The sequence below is a fragment of the bacterium genome, from assembly GCA_030704665.1.
Lineage (GTDB): Bacteria > Patescibacteriota > Microgenomatia > Woykebacterales > RBG-16-39-9b > JAUYID01.
Window position 1 is genome coordinate 197,177 of record JAUYID010000009.1, and the last position, 26,748, is coordinate 223,924.

Annotated in this window: 22 protein-coding genes; 16 read left to right on the forward strand and 6 right to left on the reverse strand. The window is 43.8% G+C overall.

All coding sequences use genetic code 11. The annotated features are described in order from the left end of the window. Position 1 precedes the first annotated feature (1 nt). The 10 genes from Q8P13_01165 (at position 2) to Q8P13_01210 (ending at position 11,718) form a co-directional block, all read left to right on the forward strand. Entirely contained in the window at positions 2-706 is a 705-nt protein-coding gene (locus tag Q8P13_01165) for a hypothetical protein (GenBank protein ID MDP2671054.1), read from the forward strand. After that, a complete protein-coding gene (locus Q8P13_01170; GenBank protein MDP2671055.1) occupies positions 703-1,206 on the forward strand; it encodes a F0F1 ATP synthase subunit delta in 504 nt (167 codons plus the stop codon). Before Q8P13_01165 ends, Q8P13_01170 begins: the two co-directional genes overlap by 4 nt. Beyond that, positions 1,206-2,675 carry a F0F1 ATP synthase subunit alpha gene (locus Q8P13_01175; GenBank protein ID MDP2671056.1) on the forward strand — a complete coding sequence of 490 codons (1,470 nt, stop codon included), beginning with the start codon at positions 1,206-1,208 and terminating at the stop codon, positions 2,673-2,675. Before Q8P13_01170 ends, Q8P13_01175 begins: the two co-directional genes overlap by 1 nt. After that, positions 2,668-3,546 carry a F0F1 ATP synthase subunit gamma gene (locus tag Q8P13_01180; protein MDP2671057.1) on the forward strand — a complete coding sequence of 293 codons (879 nt, stop codon included), beginning with the start codon at positions 2,668-2,670 and terminating at the stop codon, positions 3,544-3,546. Before Q8P13_01175 ends, Q8P13_01180 begins: the two co-directional genes overlap by 8 nt. Further along, entirely contained in the window at positions 3,546-4,913 is a 1,368-nt protein-coding gene (gene atpD, locus Q8P13_01185; GenBank protein ID MDP2671058.1) for a F0F1 ATP synthase subunit beta, read from the forward strand. The genes Q8P13_01180 and atpD overlap by 1 nt, the downstream gene beginning before the upstream one ends. Then, complete coding sequence (locus Q8P13_01190) at positions 4,910-5,173, forward strand: hypothetical protein (protein ID MDP2671059.1); 264 nt, start codon at positions 4,910-4,912, stop codon at positions 5,171-5,173. The genes atpD and Q8P13_01190 overlap by 4 nt, the downstream gene beginning before the upstream one ends. Positions 5,174-5,211: 38 nt before the next feature. Beyond that, entirely contained in the window at positions 5,212-7,488 is a 2,277-nt protein-coding gene (locus tag Q8P13_01195) for a redoxin domain-containing protein (GenBank protein ID MDP2671060.1), read from the forward strand. Beyond that, complete coding sequence (locus tag Q8P13_01200; GenBank protein ID MDP2671061.1) at positions 7,488-9,092, forward strand: cache domain-containing protein; 1,605 nt, start codon at positions 7,488-7,490, stop codon at positions 9,090-9,092. The genes Q8P13_01195 and Q8P13_01200 overlap by 1 nt, the downstream gene beginning before the upstream one ends. A 1-nt stretch (position 9,093) precedes the next feature. After that, on the forward strand, positions 9,094-11,244 hold the full coding sequence (locus Q8P13_01205) for an ATP-binding protein (GenBank protein MDP2671062.1): 2,151 nt from the start codon (positions 9,094-9,096) through the stop codon (positions 11,242-11,244). 78 nt (positions 11,245-11,322) lie between these two features. Continuing rightward, on the forward strand, positions 11,323-11,718 hold the full coding sequence (locus tag Q8P13_01210) for a response regulator (protein ID MDP2671063.1): 396 nt from the start codon (positions 11,323-11,325) through the stop codon (positions 11,716-11,718). A 23-nt stretch (positions 11,719-11,741) separates the two neighbouring features. Here the strand turns inward: Q8P13_01210 and Q8P13_01215 are convergent, their stop codons facing one another. Genes Q8P13_01215 through Q8P13_01225 form a run of 3 tightly spaced genes read right to left on the reverse strand, consistent with a single transcriptional unit; the run spans position 11,742 to position 17,081 of the window. Further along, the gene (locus Q8P13_01215; protein ID MDP2671064.1) at positions 11,742-11,894 is read right to left on the reverse strand and encodes a four helix bundle protein; all 153 of its coding nucleotides are present in this window, start codon (positions 11,892-11,894) and stop codon (positions 11,742-11,744) included. Beyond that, positions 11,876-12,118, reverse strand: coding sequence for a four helix bundle protein (locus tag Q8P13_01220; protein MDP2671065.1), 243 nt, complete (start codon positions 12,116-12,118; stop codon positions 11,876-11,878). Before Q8P13_01220 ends, Q8P13_01215 begins: the two co-directional genes overlap by 19 nt. A gap of 25 nt (positions 12,119-12,143) precedes the next feature. Beyond that, positions 12,144-17,081, reverse strand: coding sequence for a site-specific integrase (locus tag Q8P13_01225; GenBank protein MDP2671066.1), 4,938 nt, complete (start codon positions 17,079-17,081; stop codon positions 12,144-12,146). 462 nt (positions 17,082-17,543) lie between these two features. Between Q8P13_01225 and Q8P13_01230 the strand changes: the two genes are divergently transcribed. Next, complete coding sequence (locus Q8P13_01230) at positions 17,544-17,828, forward strand: GIY-YIG nuclease family protein (GenBank protein ID MDP2671067.1); 285 nt, start codon at positions 17,544-17,546, stop codon at positions 17,826-17,828. A 226-nt stretch (positions 17,829-18,054) separates the two neighbouring features. Here Q8P13_01230 and Q8P13_01235 read toward each other — a convergent pair whose 3' ends face one another. From Q8P13_01235 to Q8P13_01245, 3 genes are read right to left on the reverse strand one after another with little or no spacing between them, the layout of a single operon-like run. Continuing rightward, positions 18,055-19,035: a DUF916 domain-containing protein gene (locus tag Q8P13_01235; GenBank protein ID MDP2671068.1), complete on the reverse strand. Its 981-nt coding sequence runs from the start codon at positions 19,033-19,035 to the stop codon at positions 18,055-18,057. 55 nt (positions 19,036-19,090) lie between these two features. Then, positions 19,091-20,152 (reverse strand): hypothetical protein, encoded by a 1,062-nt coding sequence (locus Q8P13_01240; protein MDP2671069.1) that lies wholly within the window; start codon positions 20,150-20,152, stop codon positions 19,091-19,093. A 56-nt stretch (positions 20,153-20,208) separates the two neighbouring features. Next, positions 20,209-20,910 carry a hypothetical protein gene (locus Q8P13_01245; protein MDP2671070.1) on the reverse strand — a complete coding sequence of 234 codons (702 nt, stop codon included), beginning with the start codon at positions 20,908-20,910 and terminating at the stop codon, positions 20,209-20,211. Between the two features lie 100 nt (positions 20,911-21,010). On the opposite strand from Q8P13_01245, the gene leuS reads away from it, so the two are divergent. The 5 genes from leuS (at position 21,011) to Q8P13_01270 (ending at position 26,747) form a co-directional block, all read left to right on the forward strand. Continuing rightward, on the forward strand, positions 21,011-23,557 hold the full coding sequence (gene leuS / locus Q8P13_01250; GenBank protein ID MDP2671071.1) for a leucine--tRNA ligase: 2,547 nt from the start codon (positions 21,011-21,013) through the stop codon (positions 23,555-23,557). A 79-nt stretch (positions 23,558-23,636) separates the two neighbouring features. Next, positions 23,637-24,038, forward strand: coding sequence for a hypothetical protein (locus tag Q8P13_01255; GenBank protein ID MDP2671072.1), 402 nt, complete (start codon positions 23,637-23,639; stop codon positions 24,036-24,038). 94 nt (positions 24,039-24,132) lie between these two features. Next, the gene (locus tag Q8P13_01260; protein ID MDP2671073.1) at positions 24,133-24,708 is read left to right on the forward strand and encodes a ComEA family DNA-binding protein; all 576 of its coding nucleotides are present in this window, start codon (positions 24,133-24,135) and stop codon (positions 24,706-24,708) included. Next, entirely contained in the window at positions 24,698-25,903 is a 1,206-nt protein-coding gene (locus Q8P13_01265; protein MDP2671074.1) for a ComEC/Rec2 family competence protein, read from the forward strand. Before Q8P13_01260 ends, Q8P13_01265 begins: the two co-directional genes overlap by 11 nt. Next, complete coding sequence (locus Q8P13_01270) at positions 25,884-26,747, forward strand: MBL fold metallo-hydrolase (protein MDP2671075.1); 864 nt, start codon at positions 25,884-25,886, stop codon at positions 26,745-26,747. Before Q8P13_01265 ends, Q8P13_01270 begins: the two co-directional genes overlap by 20 nt. The last annotated feature ends 1 nt before the right edge of the window (position 26,748 follow it).

Here is a 26,748-nt window from a genome sequence, read left to right on the forward strand (position 1 = left end):
AATGCAAGAGTTTTTTTTCATCAGCCTTTTACTAAACGCCCTCGCTCTGATCTTGGTTGTCTTCTTGGTTTATCGAGGAGACAAGACTCTAAACGAATTTCGTCCGTATGCAAAAGACTTAGCTCGGTCTAGAAAAGAACTCGATGAGCAGGCGTTTAGTATCGTTTCTCAAGCCAGAGCCCTGGCCGAGCAAATTGTTAGGAACGCTACTAGCGAGGGTGAGGTAAATGTTGAGGCAAGTAGAACATTAACAAAAACCCTGGAGGGAAGTTTAGCCAGGCAGCTTCAAGAAACAGTCTCAGAAAGTAAAGAAATGATACAAAGAGAAACAAGGGACAGTGTTGAGAACTATCAAAAAAATCTGCTGGATCTAAGTATTGATTTGGGAAATTACAGCAAAGAGCTAAAAAAGAAACTCTTGGACCAAGCCAACAACGAAATTTCCTCTCTTTCCCAAAGTATTGAAGAGGAGATTTTGCAGGTGAGAGGGGAAACAGAGAAAAAAATTAACCAGCGTTTGGCGAGCAGCGAAGCAGAAATTTTAGCTTTGCAAGAAAAGAAAATCAAATCTATTGAGGAAAACATTTATCAACTCCTAACAGAAATAGCCAAAAAGACTCTCGGCAAATCAATTGATTTGACAACCCACGAAGATCTTGTCATGGAAGCGCTCGAAAAAGCCAAAAAGGAGAAATTTTTCTCATGAACAGTGAAGAGCTTGCAGCTAAACTACTTGCTCAACTCAACACTCAGGAAGACCTCATCAACTTGGTTGATGAGCTCGAGGCTCTCTCAAGACGAGTTTTTCAAGCCGGTAAGCTCAAGGAAGAGGTCAGAACAAAATTCAGCCCGAGGTTAGAAGAAGTTTTTGTAGTCCTAAGGCAAGAGCAAGCTAGGCTCTCTAGTTCAGAAGACCAGGAAAGATTTTTCAGAGAACTAGTTAATTCTTTACTCAAGGTTAAAATTGCCAAGATTGTCTTTGCCTTTACTCCGAGTCAAGAGTTTTTAGAAAAGATAAAAACTCTTCTTGAGCAAAGGACAAAGGAAAAAATAGTTCTCGATATCTCTATTCAAGAGGAATTGATTGGCGGAATCCAAATCGAGTACAACGGTCTTTACCGTGATTATTCAGTCAGCACTGCCCTGGAAAACTTCTTTAACGACAAAACACAAGTAAACACTTTGATACAGAAGGGGAGACTTTGATGCGGGGGTTTAAAGACTATTTACAAGAAAGTGGGGAAATTGGTTACATCCAATCAATTGTCCACTCGATTGTTTATGTTTCTGGTTTACCCGGAGCGAAGCCAAGAGAAGTGGTGATGGCTGAAGGTGGGCAGAGGGGGATCATTCAGTCTCTTCTTCCCGATAGTGTCGAAGTCCTCATGCTCGAAACTCACGATCTAAAAAACAACTTAGCGGTGACTCGAACCAAGCAGTACTTTACTATTCCAGTTTCTGAGCAGATTCTCGGTCGTATTGTTGATCCGTTCGGACACCCAGTTGATGGTCTTGGTCCAATCCCGGGTGAAAAGAAACCAATGTCGATCGATCCAGGAGCTCCACCGCTGCACACGCGGGTTAAAATTGATAAACCTCTGGAAACAGGGGTACAGACAGTTGATCTGATGGTTCCGTTGGGTTATGGACAACGGGAACTAGTGATTGGTGATAAAAAAACTGGTAAAACTATTTTCCTCTTGCAAACTATCGTCAACCAAGCTTCAAAAGGAGTAATCTGTGTTTACGTTTCAATCGGAAAAAGACAAAGTGATGTCAAGGCGGTGGAAGAGTATTTAAAACATTGGAGTGGGGCTTTCAACAACTGCACTATCCTGGTTGCCAACTCTGCTGACCCGGCCAGTATGATTTACCTATCGCCTTTTTCTGGTTTTGCGATTGCTGAGTTTTTTCGTGAACAGGGCAAGGACGTGCTGATTATTTTTGACGATCTCACCAATCACGCCAAATTCTATCGTGAAATTTCTTTGCTTTCAAAAAGAACCCCGGGAAGAAGTTCTTACCCAGGAGACATCTTTAATTTGCATGCTTCTATGCTTGAGAGGGCAGGTAATATTAAATACGGTGATAAAACAGTTAGTATTACCGCTTTACCAGTCGCAGAAAGCTTTGAAGGGGATATTACGGGGTATATCCAAACCAACTTGATGTCAATCACCGATGGGCACATCTTTTTTGATGTTGAGCTTTTTCGCAATGGTGCCAGACCTTCAATCAACCACGCTTTGTCAGTCTCTCGGGTAGGAAATCAGACTCGTGGCAAGCTTGACAAAGAACTGGCTCAGAAACTGAGAGAAGCCTTGGCAAAATATGAAAAAGACAAAGAAATCGCCCGGTTTGGAGTCGATTTACCACAGGCTACCAAAACAGAAATTGATCTTGGAGAAAAAATTGAACTGATTTTCAATCAAGACACTGAGTCTCTGGTGCCAAGAGAGCTCTCACTGATGCTTTTTGGACTCCTTCTCGGCGGCTTCTGGGCTGGAAAGAATGTTAGCTCGGTCAAAGTTGACGTCATAAAAATCACCGAGAAGTTTCAAAAGGGTGAACTAAATGACTTTCTCACTAGACTTGCCAAGATAGACAAAATAGATGATTTGCTCTCCACGGTCAAAACTTTTTACGACCAGGTAACTGAGAAACTTTATGAATAGCCAAAAAGAGCTTAAAAACGAAATAAGCACAGTTTCGACAATTCAATCAATCACCAGTGTTTACCAGGGCATTGCTTCTTTGCGCATGAATCAGATTAAAGATAGTGTAGCGGAAAACAAAAAATTTATTGATGGTATTGCCGAGATTTATGGTCACGCCAAAACTGCCTATTTAGCCGATATTCAAAAACAACTGAAGAGCAAAGATCGGGAGAAAAAAAACGACCTTTCTTTTATCCGAAGAAACGGAAAGTCAGTCCTGGTTTTGGTTTCAGCTAACGAGCATCTTTATGGGACCCTAATCATCGATGTTTGGAGAAAATTTAGCGCTGAACTCAGGGAAAAACCAGGGGATTCAGTGGTGATTGGCAACTTTGGTAAAAGTTTGATCGTCAATGAAGTGACTCACACCCCAATCCAATACTTCGATCTGGCTGACGATAACCCAGATCCGGCCCAAATAAAAAAGATAATTCAATTTATCACTCAGTATGAGACAGTGATAGTTCACTTTGGCCAAATGCGGACTTTGCTGACTCAAGAACCGACCCGAGTCGAGATCACCGGTGGTGTTGCTTTGGATAAACCAATAGAAACCCCCAAGAAATACATTTTTGAACCAACACCGGCGAAAATAATGGAGTTTTTTGAGAGCGAAATAATTGCTACTTTGTTTAATGAAAAACTGCTCGAGCATCAGTTGGCTAGGTTTTCCTCACGAATGGTGGCCATGGATCAGGCAACCCAAAACGCTGGTTCTTTACAAACAAATCTAAAAAAAGATCTGACAAATATTAAAAGAAGACTGACTAATATCCGACAACTAGAAGTCTTTTCCGGAATGAGCATTTGGGGAAAGGAGAAGAAGTGATGGAAAGTTTTGGTCATATCCTTTCCGTCCGGGGTAATGTCGTCGAGGTTGAATACAAAAAAGACCAACCGGAACGACACGAACTACTTAGTCTCGAAGACAATCAGGAAATTGCTCTTGAAGTTTATAGTAGTTTACCTTCTGATATCTTTGTCTGCATCTCTTTGACTGATCCAAACAAACTTTCTCGCGGTTCAAAAGTAGTTCGAACCGGGGCAAGCCTAAAAGTTCCGGTCGGTCCGCAGTTGCTTGGACGTTTGGTAAATCTCTTTGGTCAGCCGATTGATGGTTTGGAGAAGCTAAAAACTGCTGAGACCAGGGAAGTTTACCGTGGCAGTCCTAACTATGACGAAGTCCGAAGTGGGACGGAATTTCTCGAAACTGGAATTAAAATTGTTGATTTCTTCACTCCGGTCAAAAAAGGGGGTAAAATTGGAGTCTTTGGTGGCTCAGGCGTGGGCAAGACGGTCTTGCTTTCTGAGCTGATGCACAACATTGCTGTCTTTCACAAAGGAGTCTCGGTTTTTACTGGTATTGGAGAGCGTATCCGAGAAGGGCATGAACTCTATGAAACATTGGCTCAAACCAAGGTTTTGCCAAACGTAGCCTTGGTTTACGGGCAAATGAATGAATCAGCAGCAGTGCGTTTTCGAGTCGGCCAGACAGGACTTACTTTTGCAGAATACTTTCGTGACGAGCAAAAGAAAGACGTCCTTTTCTTCATTGACAACATTTACCGCTTCGTTCAAGCTGGCAATGAAGTCTCAACTCTGCTAAACACGATTCCTTCCGAAGAGGGTTATCAGGCCACGCTGGCTGGAGAAATGGGGGCTTTTCAGGAGCGTCTCGTTTCGACCAAAGAAGGGTCAATCACTAGTGTTCAGGCAATTTACGTACCAGCGGACGATCTTTCTGATGCCGGTGTACAAGCAATCGTTCCTTACTTTGATTCGGTTGTTACTCTTTCTCGGGTTGTTTACCAGGAAGGTCGTCACCCAAGTGTCGATATCTTGACTTCATCATCTTCTTTAGTTCAAGCTTCAATTCTTGGGCTGGAACACTACGAAGCGTTGCTTGAAGCTGAAAAACTTTTGAAACACTATACCTACATGCAACGAATTGTTTCGATCATGGGGGAGAGTGAACTTTCGGTTGAAGACCGCTTACTCTTTTACCGAGCCAAAAAACTCTTAAATTATATGACTCAGGATATTCATGTCGTTGCCGATCAGACCGGAGTTCCGGGTAAATACATTAAACGAGAAAAGACAGTTAAAGACGTAAGCGCTATTCTTGGCGGACAAGTCGATCAAGTGCCAGAGGAGCGCTTTCTTTACATTGGGGATCTTTCAGAATTAAAGCAATGAGTGACAAAAACTTTCTTGAAGTTAGTTTAGTTTGGTCTCCATCTTTAAAACAACAAGGCTATTCCGGACAAGCTCTGGCGGTTTCTTCGGAAAACAGTCTCGGTAAGTTTGATATCCTGCCGCAGCACGCCAACTTTGTAACCCAGATAAACAAGCAACTCACTATTCATACTTTGGACAAAAAAGAAACCAAATACGAGTTTAACCGCGGTGTCCTCGAAGTCAGTGAAAATATAGTCCGGATTTTCCTGGGAATTTAGGTTTGATTCTAAACCTAAATTGTATTAAAATAGTTTTAATGCCCAAGATCATCTACAGAATCATTCTACTGAGCTTTGTTTTGTTGTCACTAAACCCCTTTCTATCTCCCAGAAAAATAGAGGCTTCGATAGAGGCTTGCAATGTTTCAGTCGATCCTCATCAAATCCAAGCTTCAAGTCAAGCTAGCTTTTACTTCACAGTCAGAAATTTTGATCAAAACCCGATTAGCTGGATAAAGATCACTAGACCATCAGCCAAATTTTCGATAGTCGAGCCTGTTTCTACCGGTGCTTGGTCGGCGAGCACAACTAGTAGCAGCATGACTCTGACCGGAGATGTAATCCAACCAAATTTCAGTGCCGATTTTGAGATAAAGGTCAGCACCAACGATCAAGTTTCGGCTAGTGCTGATTGGATAGTCCAAGTTTCAGACGATCTTGATGGAGCAAACCCTTTTAGTTGTAGTGGTAGTTTGGATACGGAAATAACTTGTGGTGGCTCTGACTGTATTGGACCGGTGATTTCTAATATAGCCTTAAGCAATCTGACTACAAGCTCAATAACAATTAGCTGGAAAACAAATGAAGCAGCCACTTCACGCTTGGACTATGGAACAACGGCTAGCTACGGTCAGTTTAAAAATAATAGCAGTCTTGTTTTGACTCATTCTCTTTCCCTGACTGGACTTTCTTCAGACCGGAGCTATCATTTCAAAATCACTAGTGCTGATTCTGTCAACAATAGTACTGAGACTGGGGATAACACTTTCTTGACCCCAAAGCTGTCTAGTAGTTCTTCCGCAGGAGAAGGGGTGGCTGAGGAAAACAACTCTTTGGGTTCGAAAAAGAAAGATTTAGTCAAAAAAGAATCAGTTCCGCCAACAGTATCGGTAAAAACTGATTTTTCTAAGCCTTTCAAAAAGGGGCCAGAAATTGAGGGTACGGCCCGGGACAACGCCGGAGTTTTCTTGGTTGAGTACTCTACTGATGGTGGGAGCAACTGGTTGCCAGCTGACAAAATGGAAGATCGAGAAGCGAAAAAAGTGGACTTTAGTTTTACCCCAGTTAATCTTGAAGAGGGAAATTATCGGGTTGTTGTGCAGGCAACCGATACCTCAGGGAACGCTACTTTATCGAAAGAAGAAATTTTGGTGATCGACCGTCTAGACCCAACTGTAGGGGGAAGTGTGATCTCACTTGGTCCGCAGATTTTACTTCCAGACCGCAACGGTCTGACTCGCACTATCGTTGGTCTGGATCAAAAAGTGACTTTGAGCGCACTCGGTGGAGCAACGACAATAGAGATTGGCACCAAAAACCAGTCTCTAAAAGAAGCCAAGAGTCAGCTTTTTTCTCTGACACGTTCAAGCCAAACTGGCCTTTGGAAAGGGGTAATGAACTTTACTAGCCCTGGTCTTTACCCTTTGGTTGTAGAAGCAGTTGACGGGGCTGGAAAGAGAACAAAGAGAGAGATTGGTCAAGTCTTGGTTATTGCTAGCGGCAAAGTAGAAGAAACCCAAGCACCAAACCTAGGAGTTCTACCAACTCCAATTGCTGAGGCTAGAGTCACAGCTCTTTACTTTGAAGAAAGTTCAAATTCTTGGGTGGTTTGGGATGGGGAATCTTATGGACAAGCAAATCCAGAAAAAACTGATAGTGAAGGAAAGTATCAACTTTTTCTCCCCGCCGGAAAATACTATCTAAAGGTAGAAGCAAATGGCTACCAAACTCTAATCAGCAATATCTTTACTCTAGACAAGGCCACCCCGGTAGTTGAAAAAATTTCCTTAAAAAAAGCCCTCAGAATTGGCTTTGGTGACTTTTCCTTCTTTTTGCCAAGCTTTTCTGTTCAGAAAATCGATATTAGTACAAAACTAGAGGATTTAGGGGTTTCAAACTTAACAGAGAAACTAGTCGACAAAGATTTACCAAGCTTAGATTTGGAAGATACGAATTCAAAAGTAAGCAACTTACTTGAAAATTTGGGTAAGCCAACCCTGATCAGTTTTGTTTCGACTTGGGCACCTTCCAGCCAAGAACAGTTTTCAGCTCTGCAGAGTTTGCAGGCAAGTGCCGATATTAACATCGTCCCTGTCGCCGAAGGAGAGAATTTAAGCAAAATTAAAGCTTTTAAAGCAATTTCTGGTTCCAAACTGACTTTCCTAGTTGACCCTGATGGTCTAAGCGTTGAAAAATTCGCTTTTGCGAGCTTGCCAACACACTACGTGGTTGATCGAAAAGGGATTATCAAAAAAGTTCTGGTTGGAGTATTATCAAAAGAAGATATTCTTGAAAACTTAGGTAGTTTGAAATAATGCTGCCCCTTGCCTTTTTAGGTCAAAACTTACACTTTGCAATTAGCCTTTTTGCCTCTTTGGTTTGCTTTGCTGTTTTTTGGCTCTACTTTGACGCCTGGGCCGCTAAGCGTCAGAGAAAAGAAATTTTTCTTTGGTTGGGATTCTTTTTACTTTCAGTTTCTTTTTTGAGCCACGCAACGACTATTGAGGACGGCATCTTGGGCAGCTCAATTTTGGGAAGTTTCAGCGAAATTTTCTCAACCCTTTTTCGCTCTCTAGGCTACTTACTTATTATCTTTGGACTAGCTCAAGATCCTCTGCAAAAGGTTCCTCAAACCGAAGGTTTGGTCTTAGAAAAGAAGCGAGCCTTATTTTTTCTCTCCAAGATCACTTGGTTGTCTTGGCTAAAATTCTTACCACCCTTTGGAGCGGCTTTGGTTTCGGTTCTTTATTTCCGTCGCGCCACCACTGGATTGGAAAGACACCTAAAAAGGGTGGCTCTGTCTTTTCTTGGGTTGACTTTAGCTGAGACCCTTTCTTTAGTGAGTCTATTTCGGGGTTCTGATAACCCCTTTATATTTAACTTAAGTTCCAGTTTCGGACCAGTTTGGTACTTGGAACACTTGGTCCTTTTTGTCAGCGTTCTTATTCTCGGAAAGTGGGTGTGGCAATATTTAACAACCCGGCTGCAAAGCCAGCTCTTCATGATCTTTACGAGCAGTGTTCTTTTAATTTTCCTTACCACTACGGTTAGCTTCACTTTTCTTTTGCTCGGGAACATTCAAAAAGAAGCTCTCGATAACCTTGGAACAGCAACCAATGTTCTTAATTACGCTCTTTCCTCAAAACGTGAAGAAACCCTCGCGAACGCTGAAAGTTTGGCAGCCAATCCAGAAGTAGTAGCTGCCCTGCAAGAAAAGAATCACAAAAAACTGAACACGATCACTCAAGAACAACTTGAGGTAAAGGCTAAAGCTTCAATTATCATTACTGAGAATTCGGGACAAGTACTTTCAAGAGGGGAGGATCCGGCTCGTTGGGGGGATTCACTTTCTGATGACTCTCTCATCAAAAGAGCCTTGATCGGCCTTTCAGCTACTAGTGTTGAGACCAAGGAAGATGTGCTTGCACCTTTGATTTACCTCAAATCAGCCGTCAGTGTGCGCGACAGCCAAAAAAACATCATTGGGACGGTCAGCATTGCTATTGTCATCGACAACAGTTTTCTTGACGGTATCAAGGCTGCCACTGGACTGGATAGCGCTATTTACGCTGGAAATGTACGTTCTGCGACTACATTTGTTGCACCAGACGGAAAATCACGTTGGGTAGGTATCAAAGAAACTAGCCAGGAAATAAAGAGCAAAGTCCTTGAAAGAGGGAATACCTTCAAGGGAAGTGTCAAGGTCCTCAACAAAGCCTTTCTTGGGGCTTACAGCCCACTTAAAGACGTTAACAATGAAGTGGTTGGTATGCTCTTCATTGGCAGAGCCGAAAGCTCTATTTTGGCAGCAGCCGGAGCCTCGATTGAGCTGACTTTTGCCGTCGCTGCTCTTCTTTTAGCCTTTTCAATTCTCCCAGCCTTTTTGATCTCAAGGTTTTTGTCGAAACAGCTCTCCTAAGATGAATATTCGAGTCCAAACCAAACTAGTTTTTTTGCTTTGCTCCCTCTTGGTAGTTTTCTTCTCGATTCTTTTGTTGGTTCGTTTTTTTGCCAACCGCAACATTGATCTCCTTTTCGAGTCGAGACAGGAGGAAAAAGAAGTCCTTTTCGACAATATCATCAAATTAAAATCTTCTTCGCTTTCTGCCTACGCTTATGACTATACCTATTGGGACGAAATGGTTGAGTTTGTTGAAGGCAAAACCAAAGACTTTGGTGAGGAGATCATTGCCCCGAGCTTGTCCACTTATGACTCGAATGCGGTTTGGGTTTACAACACTGATCTCAAACTTATTTACTCAGTCAGTAACACAGAGAAGCAAGAACTTAAAGATTTCCCACTTGATAAAACTACCCTTTTGCGCATTTTCACCCATGGTCTTTTCCCTCATTTTTTTGTTGATTCAAAAGCTGGCTTGCTTGAAGTGGACGCTGCACCTATCCAACCAACTAGTGATGCCGAGAGGAAAACCGCCCCGAAAGGATTTTTTCTGACCGCCAGAGTTTGGGATCAAGAGTACTTGAAGGGAATTGAGTCTTTAGTCTCGGCGCGTCTGAAGATTCTTAAGACCAACCAAAGTGAAAGACAGGTCAGTGATTTTAGCAAAGGAAGTATTGTCTTTGAGCGTGATCTTCCCAGCTGGGACAACACTACCGTGGCAAGGATTCAAGTTGAAACGGATTCCCCAAGCCTGGTTTCTTTGGGCAAAACTTACAACAACCAACTAATTATTTTAGTTATCTTTGGGCTGGTTGTTTTTAGCTTGATCTTTGTCTTTCTTTTTCGCTGGATTGGCAACCCAATTTCTGTTTTGTCGACTAGTCTGAACAAGCAAGACCCTGGTGTATTGGCAAAACTAAGAGTTGACAAAGGTAGTGAGTTTGCTTCTTTGGCTGACCTGATCACCAAGTTCTTTGCCCAACAAGATGAGTTGCGTAAAGAAAAAAACCTTTTTGAGAAAAAAGTGGTTGAGCGTACCGCTGAGCTCAACAAAGAAAAGGAAGGTCTCAGTAAAGCCAACGAGGCGATAGGAGAGGGTTATTTGCAACTTCAGCAAGAGAAAGCACGTTTGGTTTCTTCGATTAACTCATTGACTTTGGGTTTTATCATGACTGACCTGAAAAATGAAGTTTTTATTGCTAACCGTTCCGCGGCGAAAATTCTCGAAATTCAAAAACCAATTTTAACTATGAGCGACATCAAAGGTAAGATTGGAAAACTAGTTGACCTTGACCGCTACATTGAAAAGGCCAAAAAAGAGAAAGTCCCTCAAGAAGTCAAAGAGGTTAGTTTCGGCAACAAGTTTCTGCACCTCTTTTTCTCGCCAATTATTTTGCTGAAAGACAAAGAAGAATACATCGGAGCAGTGGTCTTGCTTGAAGATATTACTGAAGCAAAGATTCTCGATCGTAGTAAAGATGAGTTCTTTTCGATTGCCTCGCACGAACTGCGTACCCCACTGACCGCGATCCGGGGCAACACTTCACTGATCAGAGATTTCTACAGGGATAAGATTAAAGATAAAGAACTAGCCGAGATGATTGACGACATTCATGATTCTTCGATTCGTCTCATCAAAATCGTTAATGACTTTTTGGATACTTCCAGACTTGAACAAAAACGAATGGAGTTTAAAAAAGATAAGTTCAAGATTCTTGATTTAATCAAAGAGGTGAATAAGGAAATTGCTGCCAACGCAGAGCAAAAGAAAATTTCTTTGACAGTCAAAGATTCTGCTGACAATACTGAAGTGGTTGCGGATCGAGATAGAAGCAAACAAGTACTTTTTAATTTGATCGGAAACGCGATCAAATATACTGATAAAGGTGGGGTGGAGGTAGAGATAAACAAAACTAGCGGTTTTGCAAAAATTTCCGTTACTGACAGTGGCAAAGGAGTCCCTGCCGCCAATCAAAGCCTGCTTTTCCGTAAATTCCAGCAAGCGGCCAATAGTATTTTGACTCGGGATGGAGTCGGCGGTACAGGTTTAGGGCTCTATATCTCCAAACTTATGGTTGAGGGAATGGGTGGGAGCATCCAACTGGAAAAGTCAGTTGAAAATAAAGGTTCAGTCTTTAGCTTTACTTTGCCAACGGCAAAGCAGTCCTGAACGCAGTGAAGGTTTACCTTGCCAACGGCAAAGCAGTCTTGATAAAAATCTTTAAACTAACTTATAATTCTTTTGTAGATGGCAAAAATACTTGTAGTTGAAGATGACCCTTTGATGGCTCGCATGTACGAGAAAATTTTCACTTTTGAAAAGTACGAAGTGGAAACAGCCAACAACGGTCAAGAAGGCTTACAAAAGGCGAGAACCGGCGCACCCACCCTCATCTTGCTTGATATCATGATGCCGGAAAAAAACGGCCTTCAGGTCTTAGATGAGCTTAAGACTGATCCGAACACCAAAGCCATTCCGGTCGTAGTTTTGACCAACCTTGCTGGGGAAAAAGATGCTGAGACCGCTCTTGCCAAAGGTGCGGTCAAGTACATCATCAAAAGTGAGCACGAGCCAAAGGAAGTGGCCGACATGGTCAAACAAATCCTTGCCGGCTACACCCGCGACGAGGTTCCTGGAGGTTAGTGGTAAGTTTTAAGCTGTAAGTTCTAAGTTTGAAGAGATTTGATTAATCCACTCAACATTTTGCCAATTTCCTCATGACCTGATTGTAAATTTTGATAGAGATCTTCTTTTAGATAACCAAGGTCTCGGGCTAAGAGTAAGTGATACTTAGTTTCCTCTAAAGATCCTCTCGCCATGTTGAGAAATTGCCTAAACTCCTTTTTGTGTGCCTGGAACTACCTTCCACTATGTTAGTTGTGATTGATGCAGAAGATCGTCTTATTTGATCGCCTAATCGGAATCTTTCTTCACTCGGAAACCGGTTGGTTATTGAATAAACAAAAAGAGTTAGTAGATGTGCTTTTTTCCAAACATCAAGTTTTTCAAAGCTATTTTTTGTTTTGAATCTTTGATCTTGCATCGCTTAATCTTTTTATCTAAATGTATTATTCCTTATTCACTATCAACCAGTTGAAACGAAGGTTCTGGGTTGCCGAGGCACTTGCTTCGCCCGGTAAATCGCCACGGTTTCGTTGTAACCCAACCACAAAGCCCTCACCACTTCGTTTTTCTTTGATATAAAAAGTGAGTCCATCGGTTTTGGTCGTTGGGGTGATATAAATCAAAGAAGAGTCAGTTATCTTTTCTGATTCGATGAAGACTTCATTTGCTCCCGGATCGAAGCTGATCTCACCAGCCACTTGAGAATCGTCTTTGACGACTAGCTCACCAAAAATCAGTTTTCTGAACTCACCTACCCAGGAAGTCACCGAGAGGAAAACAGCTTCACCTGAGTTTGAGATCCAAGAGACAGCTTTGCCTGAGGACTGGTACCAAATACCGGCAGCGTTGTTCAGGACTTGATCGAGCTGGTCTTCAGTGAGTTTGTCAGCGACTAGATCAGAAGCTTGACCTACGACTTGGTGAGATCGAGCCGCAACTGAATCAGGAACATCCTGAACTTCTTGCTCGGGGACCGGGTAGCTGGGAGCATCGTCCTGCCAGACACGAACATAGTCAATATGAAAATTGAAGTTGCTGTTGAGAGAAGCATTAGCATGAGTATTGGCAAACCAACCCCAAGCCAAACCATCGACTGTAACCGAACCAAACGCCGGACAGGCAGTCCAACTGACTCCATCGGAGACATCACCATCCACGTAAGCATTGACACTAGCAGCAGAGGCACCAGCGCTAACGACTTCAATCCTCATGACCGCAAAGTTGGTGGTTGAGATGGTTACACCACAATCTTTGGTACTGATAGTAGCGCCATTCTGCAAACTGACATTCCAAGTCGTGTCGTTACAGGTACTGGCAGTGGTGGGGTCAGTACAGTTGCTGAAATAAATTCCGCTATCGTCACTGGTGTCCATAATGTCTTGAGCATCAGTGCTAACTCCTGAGCCGGCCGTACCAAGATTGCCCAGACCGATGAAGTAGCGTGAATTCGTATCCCCAGAGGCGGCTCGGGTCGGTCTGACCTTAAAAAGGGCAACTGGCAGGTTGTTACTATTAAACATAAGCTGAGCGTCATTGGCAGTGTTGGTACCGATGTACTCGAGACAGGCCGCGTTGCCAGTCCCATCGGCAGCATTAATTTCTTCATAACCACCATTTGAGTCCGCCACTGAGCGAAAAGCACAGGCTGCAGTTGCGCCTAGGGTGACGGCAACAGAAATTGGTCCGGTGGAAGCGGTACAGTTGTTGGTGTTGCCGTCCCCACCACGGGCGTTGACTGTCTCAGCAATGCAACCGGCACCAGCGGTGCGAAGGCGGTTAAATTCTTCTGCATAGTAACTATTGACACTGGCAAAAGCTCCACCAATCGCCAGACCGCCGAAGTTGGTATTCAAATCCTTGAACTGGAAGAGGGTGTTGGAAGAAGTGTCTTGCAGGTTTAAGACAGCAGTGTTGTCTGTAGCGGTCAATTTTAGCACTGAAGTCGCCCCGGAAAGCTGGACTTCAGTGTCTGAGTCAGTGGAAATAACCAAGTCTCCAGTTCCCGCCGGTGTAACGGTGATCGCCCGGTTACTTGCGCTAGTAATGTCAGCCCCACCACTGCTCAGAGTTCCGGTAAAACTGATACCGGTATCAAAAGTACCGGCGACCGTGATGCCGTTGGCTGTGGCCGAAGCCCCACCATCCTTTAAAGTTAAATTCAGACCGATTTGGTTGCCAGAAGAGGAGTTGGGGACGGTGTAGTTGGTGGAGAGGTCAATGTCGAGTCCAGTGAGGGCCGCGCTCTGGCTCACGGCAGTGACTGCGCCAACATCGAGAATATTGCCGGAAGTTTGAGTGGGCGTGAATTTAAACTCACCGTTTTCTTGAAATTCAAGGGTATGAGCAGTAAGGCTCCCGTTGCGGTAAAATACCCAGCCAGTGACATTGTCAGCGCTAGCGTTGCCATTGTCTACGCCAATGTATAGGTGAGCGGAGGCGGAGATATTACCGTGTTGCCCCAATCCTCCAAGGTCAGACACAGTTAAAGTAAGTTGCCCGCCGCTGTCTCCGACCTTAAAACTACCATCCTCATCTATATTTACGCTTGGAACCCCAGCCCCTCCGTTGGTAATTGTTAAAGTGTCAGCCGCCGCGTTGTTTAAATCAATAGTGAACGAACCGGAAGAAAGGATTTTGTTGGTACCAAGATTAATACCGTTGGTACAGGAACAACTAGACAGATCAATGCCGTCAGTAATAACACCGGAATTTGTAGTTTCGATCAGAACACCGTTGCTGATGGTGGAGGCTGGGTAGTCGGAAACTATGTGGAGACCGTTTGTTAGAGTAGAAGTAGATGCCCCACAAACTGCCGTAATACATTGCGATGAGGCGTAGAAAGCATCAGTTCCAACCACACTGTGATCACCTACTTCAATTGAACCTCCTAAAATACTGTAAGAGAAACCAGTGGTTATATTTCCTTCAGAGGCTCCACTCCCCAATTTTACACCGGTAGACAAAGTTGTACCTGTTGGTACAGCTATACTAAGACCAATTCCAGCACTAGTTACAGAAATTGCAGTTGTTGTTGTGCCAATGGAAATTGCAGTTGTGGTCGTTGCGCCCAAACTTATTCCCGTGGTCATCGTACCAGAGAGGCTAATGCCAGTTGTAAAAGTACCACCGGCGGTGTCAACAAGATTGATACCGTTGGTGATATTACCGCCGGAATTGGTTATCTCAATGCCGTCGGTGATACCGGCGTTGGCAGCCGAATCGATTTTGAGAGCATTACTTACTACTATGGAGCTGCCGGTCGAAGTGTCCAATTGCTGCAGTAGTAGCAGGTTCTCGGTTACGTTGTCAGTCGATAAGGAATCGTTTTGAGCGTTGTTAATGACGACTCCAGAATCTGTTCCGGCTGAAGTCCCAGCGTTGGTAAAATTAAAGCTAAAGAAGGAAGCGTTAGCATCCATAGTGGCCCAGTCCAAAGTTTGAACTGTTGATCCAAAAGCAATCGCGCCGTTCCCGGCAGCATCTCCGATCGCGTCCCAAGTGGTGCCGCCAGCTGAGCAAGAACCCCAAGTTGGTACCCCACTGGCACCAGCTCCGGAGAGTAAACACTGACTGCCGGTTTCTGTCTCAGCGACCCTGGTTACAACTCCACCGGTTGGGTGAGTGTACAAAACTCCGTTGGCATCAGTTCCGTAAGATGAAAAAGTAATGGTTCCGGAAGAAGTGATTCCAGTGGCTCCGGTGATGGCTCCGGCAGCCGTGATGTCAATGGTTGGGGTATTTAAAAAATTGCTGTAGCCGTCGCCAAAAGCACCGGTGTTGGTGATCGAGATTGCATCAGTCAGCAACAGATCGGTATCGGCGTTATCAATTGCTATTCCGACATCTAAGCCGTTGGTGTTGGCCGAGGCAGCTTGTTGGACAAAAATTCCCTGAGTAGTTCCAGCCGAAGATGATGGGGTGGCAACTATTGAAATGACATCGACGGTTCCGGCCAGATCGGAGGTCATAGCTACGTTTTCGGTTCCCGCCAGCGTAAAGTTGGTAGCGGTGTTAAAGGTCGCCGTGCCGTTGACGGTGATCGCGTCTCCACTGGCATTGCCCAGGCCAATGGTTGAAGAGTTGACAGCTAGGGTTGTCCCGTCATCTATGGTCAAAGTTCCGGAAGTAAAGTTGTCAGAAGTATCACTTCGCAAAAAGGAAGTTGAGTCAACACCGTCGAGCGCTCCAGAGTTTAGTGAGTAAGAAACTGAGGAAATTCTCTGTCGGGGAGAGAGAGTTTCACCTTCAACTTCGACTTCGAGGTAGAGAGCTGGGTTATCTGTAAAAAGGTCGGCGGGGAAAGCAGTGTCAGCTCCTCCACCAGCGAGACAGTCGTCGGTTGTGTCTTGATCTCCCAGACAAGCCGAGAAAATACCGTTTGAATCTGGGGTAAGGGTCCAAGTTCTTGAGGTCCATTTGAGAGTTCCGGCAGTTCTGGCATCGTAAATGTAGAAAATAATGTCGGTTGCTCCTGTCACCGGAGCATCCGAGCTATTGGTCAGCCTTCCCTGAAAGGAAAGAATTTGGGGTGGGGCAGAGGCGGCCAAGACTGCTCCGGTCAACTCATTGATGTTGATTGGCGCAGGAAGCAAATATTTGCTGTAAAAATTCAAACCGACCAGCAAAACTACTCCGGCCAATCCGGCCCAGTTGACATAGTCCGATATAGGATGACCACGATAGGCATGCCAAAAACCTGGTCTCCAGACGATTAACCTTTTGAACCAACCAGCCTGACCCTGCCCGGAGGCCGGTTGGTTTTTGTAACTAGTTTCTTTATGAAAACCCAGGAAAGATTTTAAGCTCCCCAAATAGCGTTTGATTGAAGACTCGGCTAGATTTTGACTGTGTAGAAACGAAGAGTAACGGTTGATGTCGTTACGATTGATCCTTTTGACCGTCTGGTCATCAATTGAGGCGGAATCCTTTGCGCCAGTTTTCCACAAAAGAAAAGAGGAGACGTCTTTCTGATAGTGGTAAAGAGTGGCTTTTGAAGAACCCTGCCTTTCTAAATCTTCCAAATAAGCAGCAACTGGCCCATGGTTGATAGCTTTTGACACTGTTTGAACAGAAACGGCAGAAGGTTGCTTGGTTGGTGGAGCGGTTTTCTTGAGGGGGTAGCCCTTGCTTTCTGCCCAAGAAAGAAAGGATTTGAGACTAAAATAAAAGCGGCGCAGAGAACTTTCCGAAACCTCTTCGGAAAGTTCTTTTAGAGCTTGGTTCAGATCCTCAGCTTCAAGATAATCAAAAGAAGCAACCTTTGAAAAGACTTTTCGGATGTCCGAGGCGTAGTTCTTTAAAGTTGAACGCGAAGAATTAAGGGAGGAGAGGTGTTCTATGAACTCCGGCAGGAGCTTCTCTAGGTCATTGGCAGTTAACATTGGGCAGGGCTAACTTCCTTTTCAACCGCTATTTTTAAATAACTGATTGATAAATCAGGCAGTTATACTAAAAATAGTAGCAGAAATTTGCCCCTTTGTCAAACCAAATTGAGTAGAAAAATTAACGTTTTAAATTCAGCAAAAATGGCCTCGAAATTGACCCGAAAGTGCCTTTTTACAACAAAATAAAATTACTTGATAAATCAAGTAGTTATACTTGAATAACGTCACGCTCCAGCGGGTCATAAATCGGGTAGTTATACTGATTGAAATATATTACCTGAAGTGATATGGGGTTAGGGTATTTAGTGTCATCCTCGTGAAAAACGAGGATCTGCTTTTTATTACTTTTAGAGGCGTCCCAACCGGGTTAAGAACTCCTTTTCAGTAAAGACACACCGGTAAGAACCCGTCAGGGGTTTTTCAGTCGAGCTGAGGATGATTAGAATAAATAATAGAATTATGAAAAACTATTACGTTTATATAATCGGCAACTCTAGACCGACGCTTTATATCGGGGTGACCAACAACTTAGTTAGGAGAGTTTATGAGCACAAGAATAAGCTAGTTGAGGGTTTTAGCAAAAAGTATGGACTTAATCTACTTTTGTACTTCGAGTTGTTTTCTAGCGCAGAAGAGGCAATTAAAAGAGAAAAGCAGTTAAAACACTGGAACAGAGAGTGGAAATTAAGGCTTATTAAAGAAGGTAACCCAGAGTTTAAAGACTTGTATGGTCAGGCAATTTAACGGTTGTTCTTGTCATCCTCGCGAAGGCGAGGATCTTGCTTGGAAGAACAAAAGATCCTCAATCAAGTTGAGGATGACAAAATTCAGAATTGGAAGAGTTGGTATTTGAGTACCTAGTAGCGGTTATTAATTCTTGGCAGCCCGTGAGACGCTCCAGGCGCGTTGACAACAACTCTTTTAGAATCGTTTGCAGCGCTTGTTCGATTTGAGTCGTGAAGGTTAAAGTTTACTCGTGGGAGTTGCTTTGTTGTTTGGATCTGCTGATAATCCAGGCGTTGTAGCGCCGTATTGCGAAGAAGAGAGCCACCAGCAAGACTACAAGGACCGCTGAGGCGATACCAATAGCCTTCCAAGGGATGATCCAGAAGCTAGTTTGTGCGGAAAGGGTTTTTGAGGTTTGACCGTAAACCAAATCGATTTTGGCCTTGTACAAACCGATCTTGAAACCAAGATCTTTCCAGGCTAGTTCAAAATTTCTGGTACTTCCCGGCAAAATGTTTCCACCGGCTTCATTGACTGGGATGACGGCAACTTTACCACCGAAGATGTTGGTGATGGTGATGTTTCCCTTGGGCGCAACATGGACGTTTCCTGAGTTTGAAATTGTTAAATTTAACTTCACATCATGGGTAGTTGGGTAGTTGGGTTTACTAGTTTTAAAGGTGGTTATGGTAGCACTCTCTTTTGTATCACCAGAGACACGGACCAAAATAAGCGCTCCTGTTTGGTTGATCAAACCAACACCAGTACCGGCGACAGTTGCTGCTTCGGTCGAGAAGAGTATAGCTCCGTAGTGACCACCGGCTTCACCGTTCGTGGGGACAGTAATATTAAAATTGAAAGCTTCAGATTTACCTGGTTCAAGAGTGACTGCCTCTTGAGTAAATTTGATCCACTTGGTTAGCGAGTAGGTGGAATTTTCTTCGCCAACATTGAGAAAGACAGGAGTACCATCGGTATTGTTTGATTTGAAATCAACGACAATTGGGTAGTAAGTAGTTTTTTGGTTGCCAACATTTTTTATTTTGATAATATCTTGTTGGTTGTCTCCGGGATCGAGGTTGAATTCATAAAGCGGGGAGCTGACTTCAATACCAGTAGTTTTATTATTGTTAGTGGACTCCTGAGCCAAGGTAATCGGGGTGAGGAGAAGAGAACCAAGACTGGCAGCGGCAGTTATTTTCGAAATTGTGGACAGTTTTCTCATTTTTCCTAAATCTTCAAGATTATATCTTCGCCAAAGTAAACAAGCAAGCTCCCGTTTAGAAGTTCCCGGTAGTGATCAAAGTTACAGTGTGAGAGTAGCTTCCCGCTGGTGTGGCTCCGGTAATTGAAGCTGCATGACAAAGAGTAACTACGTCACCTGCAGTTGGAGCTGAAGCATTGGCGTAAGTCTCAGTACCGTCGATCGGTTCCGCAGCTTCAGAGGCACCTCCACCACAGGCACCATCGTAGTCTCCAGCGTCTGGAGTCCCGGTAGTGTCGCTACTAGCAAAACCATATTCTTCTGAGCCGGCATTAACAGCACCTCCTGCTGAATCGCCAATGCTATTAGTACAAACTGCGACTGACGGAGAACAGAGGTTTCCATCTTCAACCAGGGTGGAGCCGTATCCAGAAGTAGCGTTGGTAACAATAGTATTGGTATAAGTACAGCCGCTGACACTAGCAGTTGTTAGAGTACCTAGAGCACAAGTAGTGTCGCTCAAAGTCGCAGTAATGGTTGGGTCAACAGTAGCCGAAACGCTGACCTGATCAGCACTCATGATTGGGACGGCGAGACTGCCAGTGTCCCCAAAGGTTCCGCCGATCGAAATTGTGTTGCTTCCGTCTGATCCTGGGTTGGTAATTTGTTCATTTCCAGCTTCATCGGCGGTGGCGTTGGTGCCAATTTCAATGGTTACCACCGAACTGCCGTTAATATAAGTCGCCGCTCCAGAAGGAGCAGTTAGAGTCAAAACGTCGGCAGCAAAGGCAGCTCCCCACTCAGTAGCACTAGCGGTACAGCCGCCAGCTTCTTCCTGTATGTCTTCATCGACCGTGTCGTCGGTAAGGTCGACATCGCCACAATCAATAGTGCTCGTATCAAAGTCAGCGGGGAAAGTCACAGTGATAGTCTCGTCCTGAATTACTTCAGTACCGGCGGTCATCGTAAAGCTGATCAAATGGTTGGAGGCGGTTGTAACTGCCAAGCGTGACATAGTGTCAGAAAGAGCGGTAAGGTTGCCGGCTCTTGAAGGGGTAGAGAAGGCGGGGAAAAGCAGAGAAACCAACAAGGCGGCAGCTAGTATCCTTATTAATTTCTTTCTCAGATTTATTTTCATTGCTGGAACAAGGATTAACTATATTATGAAGGTCAAGAAAAAGTCTGTCAAGCAAATTAAAAACTGCCAGTGGTAATAAAGGTGACAATTTGACTGTAAGAGCCAGCTGGAGTCAAACCAGCTTTTGAAGCGTGATAACAAATTGTGTTCACTTCGCCTGAAGAAGAGGTTGGGCCGACCGCCTTCGCGATTAATTTTGCGCTCGTTGTGACAGCAGCCGCATTGTGATTGACACAACCGGCATCGACTGGAAAATCAAGGCCAGCACTTGAGTTTGAAGTTGCCAGTCCATAGGCTTCAGTGCCAGCGATAATCGGGCTTGCAGCTACTGGATTAATATCATCACCGACACTGGTGCGCAGATTGCCGTCCTGAATTACAGTCAGATTGTAGCCCTGCATATTGGTAGTCACAGTTACAGTATTACTTTGGGTACTAACAGATCCAGTCGAGAGAGTACCAAGGTTAATTGTCGTTGAACTTAAAACTGAAGTAATTGAAGGGATTTGGGCTCCGACGCACTGAAAACCGCTGCAAGCAGTGTAGTTGGTTGAAATTGATTGCCCAGGGGCAAAGCCACCACCGGTATCGCTTAGATTGTAGTTAGCTGAGGATTTTGAGCCACCAAAGATACCAAACTCTCCCTCGAGGTTATAAGTGGCTGAAGTGGAAGTAAAAGCTTCTACCAAGCTAGGGAGAAAAAGAAGTAAAGAAGTAAAGATAGATATAGTTAAACAGAACCGGGCAAGGGCCTTCATTAAAGCAATTTTACTTCTTTAAGATGGGTAACTGCAAATTTGCCTTTTATTTCAGCAAAGCTTAAAATGTGGCAGAATTACAGTTATAATTAATAAATTCATGCGTCCTTATTTACCAAAAGAAATTGAAGCTAAGTGGCGAAAGCGTTGGGAGTCTGCCAAATCCTTCGAGGTTGATATCGAAAAAGCGCCGGAGCCTTTCTACAACTTGATGATGTTCCCTTACCCATCTGGCGAAGGTTTGCACGTCGGGCATGTTTACGCCTTTGGGGGAGCGGATACTTTCGGCCACTACATGAAAATGAAGGGTAAAGATGTCTTTGAGCCGATGGGTTTTGACAGCTTTGGAATTCATTCTGAGAATTTTGCGATCAAACAAGGTAAACACCCCAAAGAACTCATAGAGCAGACTACAAAATATTTCCGTGAAGAGCAATTAAAAAAGCTCGGGGCGCTTTTTGATTGGCAACACTCAGTGACTACTTCTGATCCAGATTATTACCGTTGGACACAGTGGTTATTTATCCAGCTTTTTAAAGCTGGTTTAGCGGTCCGTAAGAAAGCTAAAGTTGACTGGTGCCCAAGCTGTAAAACTGTCTTGGCTGATGAGCAGGTTATCGGCGGAAAATGTGAGCGTTGTGGGACCGAAGTTGAGAGTAAGGAACTTGAGCAGTGGTTTTTTAAAATTACCGATTATGCCCAGAGACTGCTCGACAATTTAGAAAAGATTGACTGGTCTGAGACGACGAAAACAATGCAGAAGAATTGGATTGGTCGCAGTGACGGTGCCGAGATCAAATTCAAACTAAGAAATGTTCCCGGACAGGAAGATGGTAAGCACTCAGTCAGCGTTTATACTACCAGACCCGAGACAATTTTCGGGGCAACCTTTTTGGTTATTTCTCCGGAAACCGTTAAATCCTGGTTGGAGGTTGGTTGGAAAGCCTCTGATGAAGTTAAAAGCTACGTTGAGGAAAGTTTAAACAAAACTGAGATTACCCGCCAAGAAGAAGGTAAGGACAAGACTGGAATCGATTCTGAGATTAAAGCAGTGCACCCCCTCACCGGCGAATTGCTACCAGTTTGGGTAGCTGATTATGTCCTTGGTTCCTATGGTAGTGGAGCAATTATGGCAGTACCAGCTCACGACCGGAGAGATTACGCTTTTGCCAAGAAGTTCAAGCTACCTATTGTGGAAGTTATTGACGGTCAAGTCTCAGATAAAGAAGTTTGGGAAGGAGAAGGCAAGCTGATCAACTCAAGACAGTTTAACGGTCAAAGTACCCAAGAGGCTAAAAATAATATATCAAAATATCTCGAAGAAAATCAATACGGATCAGTAAAAGTTAACTACCACCTCCGCGACTGGCTGATTTCTCGCCAGCGCTATTGGGGTCCACCGATCCCAATGATCTACTGTAGTAAATGTGCAGAAGAGGGTAAATCTTGGTTTACTTCCGAGGAAGCAAAGAATTGGCAAAATGAAAAATTAAAAATTAAAAGTGGAAAAATTCTTCATTCTTCATTCTCAATTCTTAATTCCCAGATGGTTGGTTGGTATCCTGTGTCCGAGAAAGACTTACCGGTTGAATTACCCGAGATCGAAGACTACCAACCCAAAGGCAGCGGTGTCAGTCCACTCTCGTCTTTGCCAGAATTTGTGAGCGTAAAATGCCCTAGTTGCGGCGAAGATGCCAAAAGAGAGACTGACGTTTCCGACACCTTTCTCGACTCCTCCTGGTATTTCTTGCGTTACCCTTCAACCAAGGTAAAGAATGAGCCTTTCGATCGAAGCCTAACTAAAAAGTGGTTGCCGGTGGATATGTATATTGGTGGCAATGAGCACGCGGTCTTGCATCTGCTTTACACCCGCTTCATCACCATGGTCCTACGTGATCAAGGTTGGCTCAACTTTGAAGAACCTTTCAAAAAGTTCCGGGCTCATTCTTTGATCACTTACAAAGGGGCCAAAATGAGTAAATCGCGCGGCAATGTCATCAATCCGAACGAGTACATGGATACTTATGGAACTGACACCCTGCGTATGTACCTTCTTTTCATTGGTCCTTATGATCAAGGTGGGGAGTTCAATGACCGGGCGATTGCTGGTATGTTCCGCTTTCTTGCCCGAGTTTGGACACTCACCCAAGAAGTAAAAGAAAAACCTGGTCATCAAATTGACCCAGAGCAAAACAAGAAGCTCCAAGAACTGATCAAAAATCTTGACCGTGGGATTTCAAGTTTGAAGTTTAACACTAGCATTGCCTACCTGATGGAATTCGTGAACTTGCTTTACAAAAACAAAGAAAAAGTTCATCTTGAACTATTGAAGCAGTTTGTACTAGTTTTGGCACCTTTTGCTCCATTTATTGCTGAGGAAATTTGGGGAGAACTTGGCGGGGATTTTTCAGTTCACCAGCAAAGCTGGCCAGAGTTTGATTCTTCGGCTTTGGCGAAAAAATATGTTACTGTTGTTGTGCAGGTCAACGGAAAAATGAGAGACAAAATTGAGGTCAGTAGTGAGGCCGCGGAAGAGGAAGTAACCCGCTTGGTTGTTGACCGACCCAAAATAAAAAATTACACTCAAGGCAAGAGAATAAAGAAAACGATCTTCGTCAAAGGGAGACTCGTCAATTTAGTTGTTTAAGTTTGGAGACCTCTGTAGAGGGCAGCTACAGCTAAGTGTTCCAACCAAATTTTTTAAAAGAAACTATCTGGAGGAAATCGTGCGCGACAATACCTATTTGCAGTCACGTCTTGACTGGCTTTGGGAAAAATACTTTCCCGATGTTGAACAGAAGAACAAAGTTTATATCAAATTTGGCCGAGCCGCAAAGTATCGCTTTGGCTCGATCAGACTTTGCTACGAGGACAACGGCAGCCACATTCTCATCAACGGGATCTTTAAAGACGATGAGTTTCCCAAAGAAATCATTGATCATACGATTGCCCATGAGATGGTTCATTACGCCCAGGGTTTTTCCTCACTCCGACCCCAAATGCACTCCTATCCGCACCGCGGTGGGGTGATTGACAAAGAACTTAATGATCGAGGTTTAAAGCATTTAGTTTTCTTCTACAACGTTTGGATCGTGCAGTACAAAAAAAGTCTAGGAATTTTCGACTGAGTCTCCAAACAAACTTTACTCCTCTAAAAACTCAAAATTTACTCTTGAAATTCTTTTACTTGCTCCTTATACTGCGATAAGAAAATTTTCTGCTATGGAAGAGAACCCCGTTGTGGATTCAATTTTAGAGTTTACTGACAAAAACAAGGTCCCAATTTTACTCGGGTTGGGCGGTATCGTGTTTGTTCTCCTTGGTCTTCTGGCCCCTAGTTTTAGCAAAAGCAAAACCCTCCCTGAGATTACAGAGTCTGGAAGCAGCAACTCGTTCATTAGAGTAGATGTTGAAGGCGCTGTCAACAAACCCGGGGTCCATCGAGTTGCGAGTGATGGTCGGGTTGAGGATGCCCTCAGGGAGGCCGGAGGTTTGAACAAGGAGGCAGACAGGGAAAGAATTGCCGAAACCATCAACCTAGCAGCCAAGCTCATCGACGGCCAGAAGATTTATTTCTTTCAAATCAATGATCAGAGCAGCCCTGCCTCTTCCTCAACCTTGATCAATATCAACCTAGCTACTAGCAAAGATCTCGATACTTTGCCAGGAATTGGCCCAGTCACGGCCGAGAAAATAATTAACGCCCGACCCTTTGCTAGTATTGAGGATCTCAAAGCAAGAAAAGTTGTTTCCAACTCAGTTTACGAAAAAATCAAGGATTTGATTAGTGCCAACTAAAAAAACAGCCGTTCTTCTTTTAGTTATCTTTATCTCGGCTTTGCTTTGGGTGCGTTGGGTCATCTACAGACAGACCTTACCGGAGATAACCGACCAAGGGAGAGTCACTATCAAAGGGACACTTTTGGAAGAGCCAATCGAAAAAGGGAACTTGTATTTCTTTACTCTCAACAGAACCAGAGTTTACAGTCGAGAAAACCTTCACTACGGAGAAGTCGTCGGTCTGACCGGAACTCTTGAAAAGGGAAGACTCTACCTTCCTGAGGTAAAAAGACTAGGGGGCGCAAGTTGGTTAAATTCAAATCTCCACAGACTACGACTTAGCCTCAAGGAAAAAATAAACTTTCTGTTTCCGCAGCCCGAGTCAGGGTTGATGAATGGGGTTTTGCTGGGAATAAAAAGTGAGCTAAGCCCTGGGCTGGGAGAGGATTTAAAGAGAAACGGAACGATTCATGTGGCAGTTGTTTCCGGCTACAACATCACTGTTGTTGGCGGCCTCTTTTTGGCTCTAGCAAAATTTTTGGGACGCAAAAAAGCGCTACTTTTAAGTTTGCTTGCGATTTCTTTCTACAGTTTGGTTACCGGTCTTGGAGCTCCTACCCTTCGAGCCGCTCTCATGGCTAGTATTGCTTATTTGGGGGTGCTCAGTGGAAGGGTAGTTTACCCGGTCTACAGCCTTTTTTTGGTTGCTCTTGTTTTGTATTTTCTAAATCCAGAAATAATCTTCGATATTGGTTTTCAGCTTTCTTTTTTCGCTACTCTGGGTATTTTGCTTTTTTCCGATCGAATCAGAAAGTTCACCAAACGCTTACCAGCTTTGTTAAAGGAAGATTTGGCCATTACCCTTTCTGCCCAGATCTTGGTTGTTCCAATCATCTTTTATTATTTTGGAACCGTCTCTCTAGTTTCACCTTTGGCTAATGCCCTCACTCTCTGGACTATACCCTTTGTGACTATAGTTGGTTTTGTAGTACTTTTTATCAGTTTTATCTATTTACCAATGGCCTCAATTTTTGCTTTGCTGCCCCTTTTTGGGCTTAAGTTTTTTATTCTGGTCAACGCCTTTCTTGCCTCTTTGTCTTTTGCAAGCCTGAGTTTGGAGAAAAACAATCTCTTCTTGCTTTTAGGCTACTATTTAAGCGTGGCTTCTTTAGTAATTTTTTATAAAACCAACTATGTTTCTAAAAAAACTTAAACCAATTCATTTTCTAATCCTGACTTTGGCCCTGAGCGCGACCTTTTTTTCTTTGCTCTATTTTCAAAGGCCAGACAGTAAGCTTCATATCAAAATTTATGATGTTGGCCAAGGGGACTCAATCTTTATCCGCACCGCCGCTGGCTACAAAATCTTGGTTGATGGAGGTCCGGACAATTCAGTTCTTGAGCAACTAGCCAAAGACATTCCGGCTTGGGATCACAAAATTGACTTTTTGATTCTTACTCATCCTCAAGCAGATCACCTTACCGGTCTTATAGAAGTGGTCAAAAGGTATCAAATAGGTAAGTTAATCTATAGCGGAGTGGTCAACAACACCAAAAACTACAAAACCTGGGAGGAACTAGTCGAGGAGAAAAAGATTGACAAAGAGATTGTCAGCGCCGGAGAAGAAATAAATTTTCCTGATAAAACCGAGATCAAATTTCTTTGGCCCAGAGAAGAGCACCCAATTGTCAAAGACCTTAATGAAGCCTGTGTAGTTTTTGAATTGAACTTCGGCAACTTCTCTGGTCTCTTTACTGGGGACGCAGATCAACAAGTTCAGCCCTACAGCGGAAACATTGGTGAGATAGATTTTCTTAAAGTACCCCACCACGGCTCTAAAACTTCTTTGCAGCCAACCTTCTTTATGAGACTTTCACCCACTGTTTCAGCGATATCGGTGGGAGCGAAAAACAAGTACGGGCATCCACGAGCAGAGCTATTAAATTTGTTAACCTCAATAAAAGATAACAAAGTCTATCGTACTGATAAAAACGGTACAATAGAAGTTGTTAGTGACGGTCAAAGCTGGTACACTAGCCTAGAAAGAGGTAACTAAA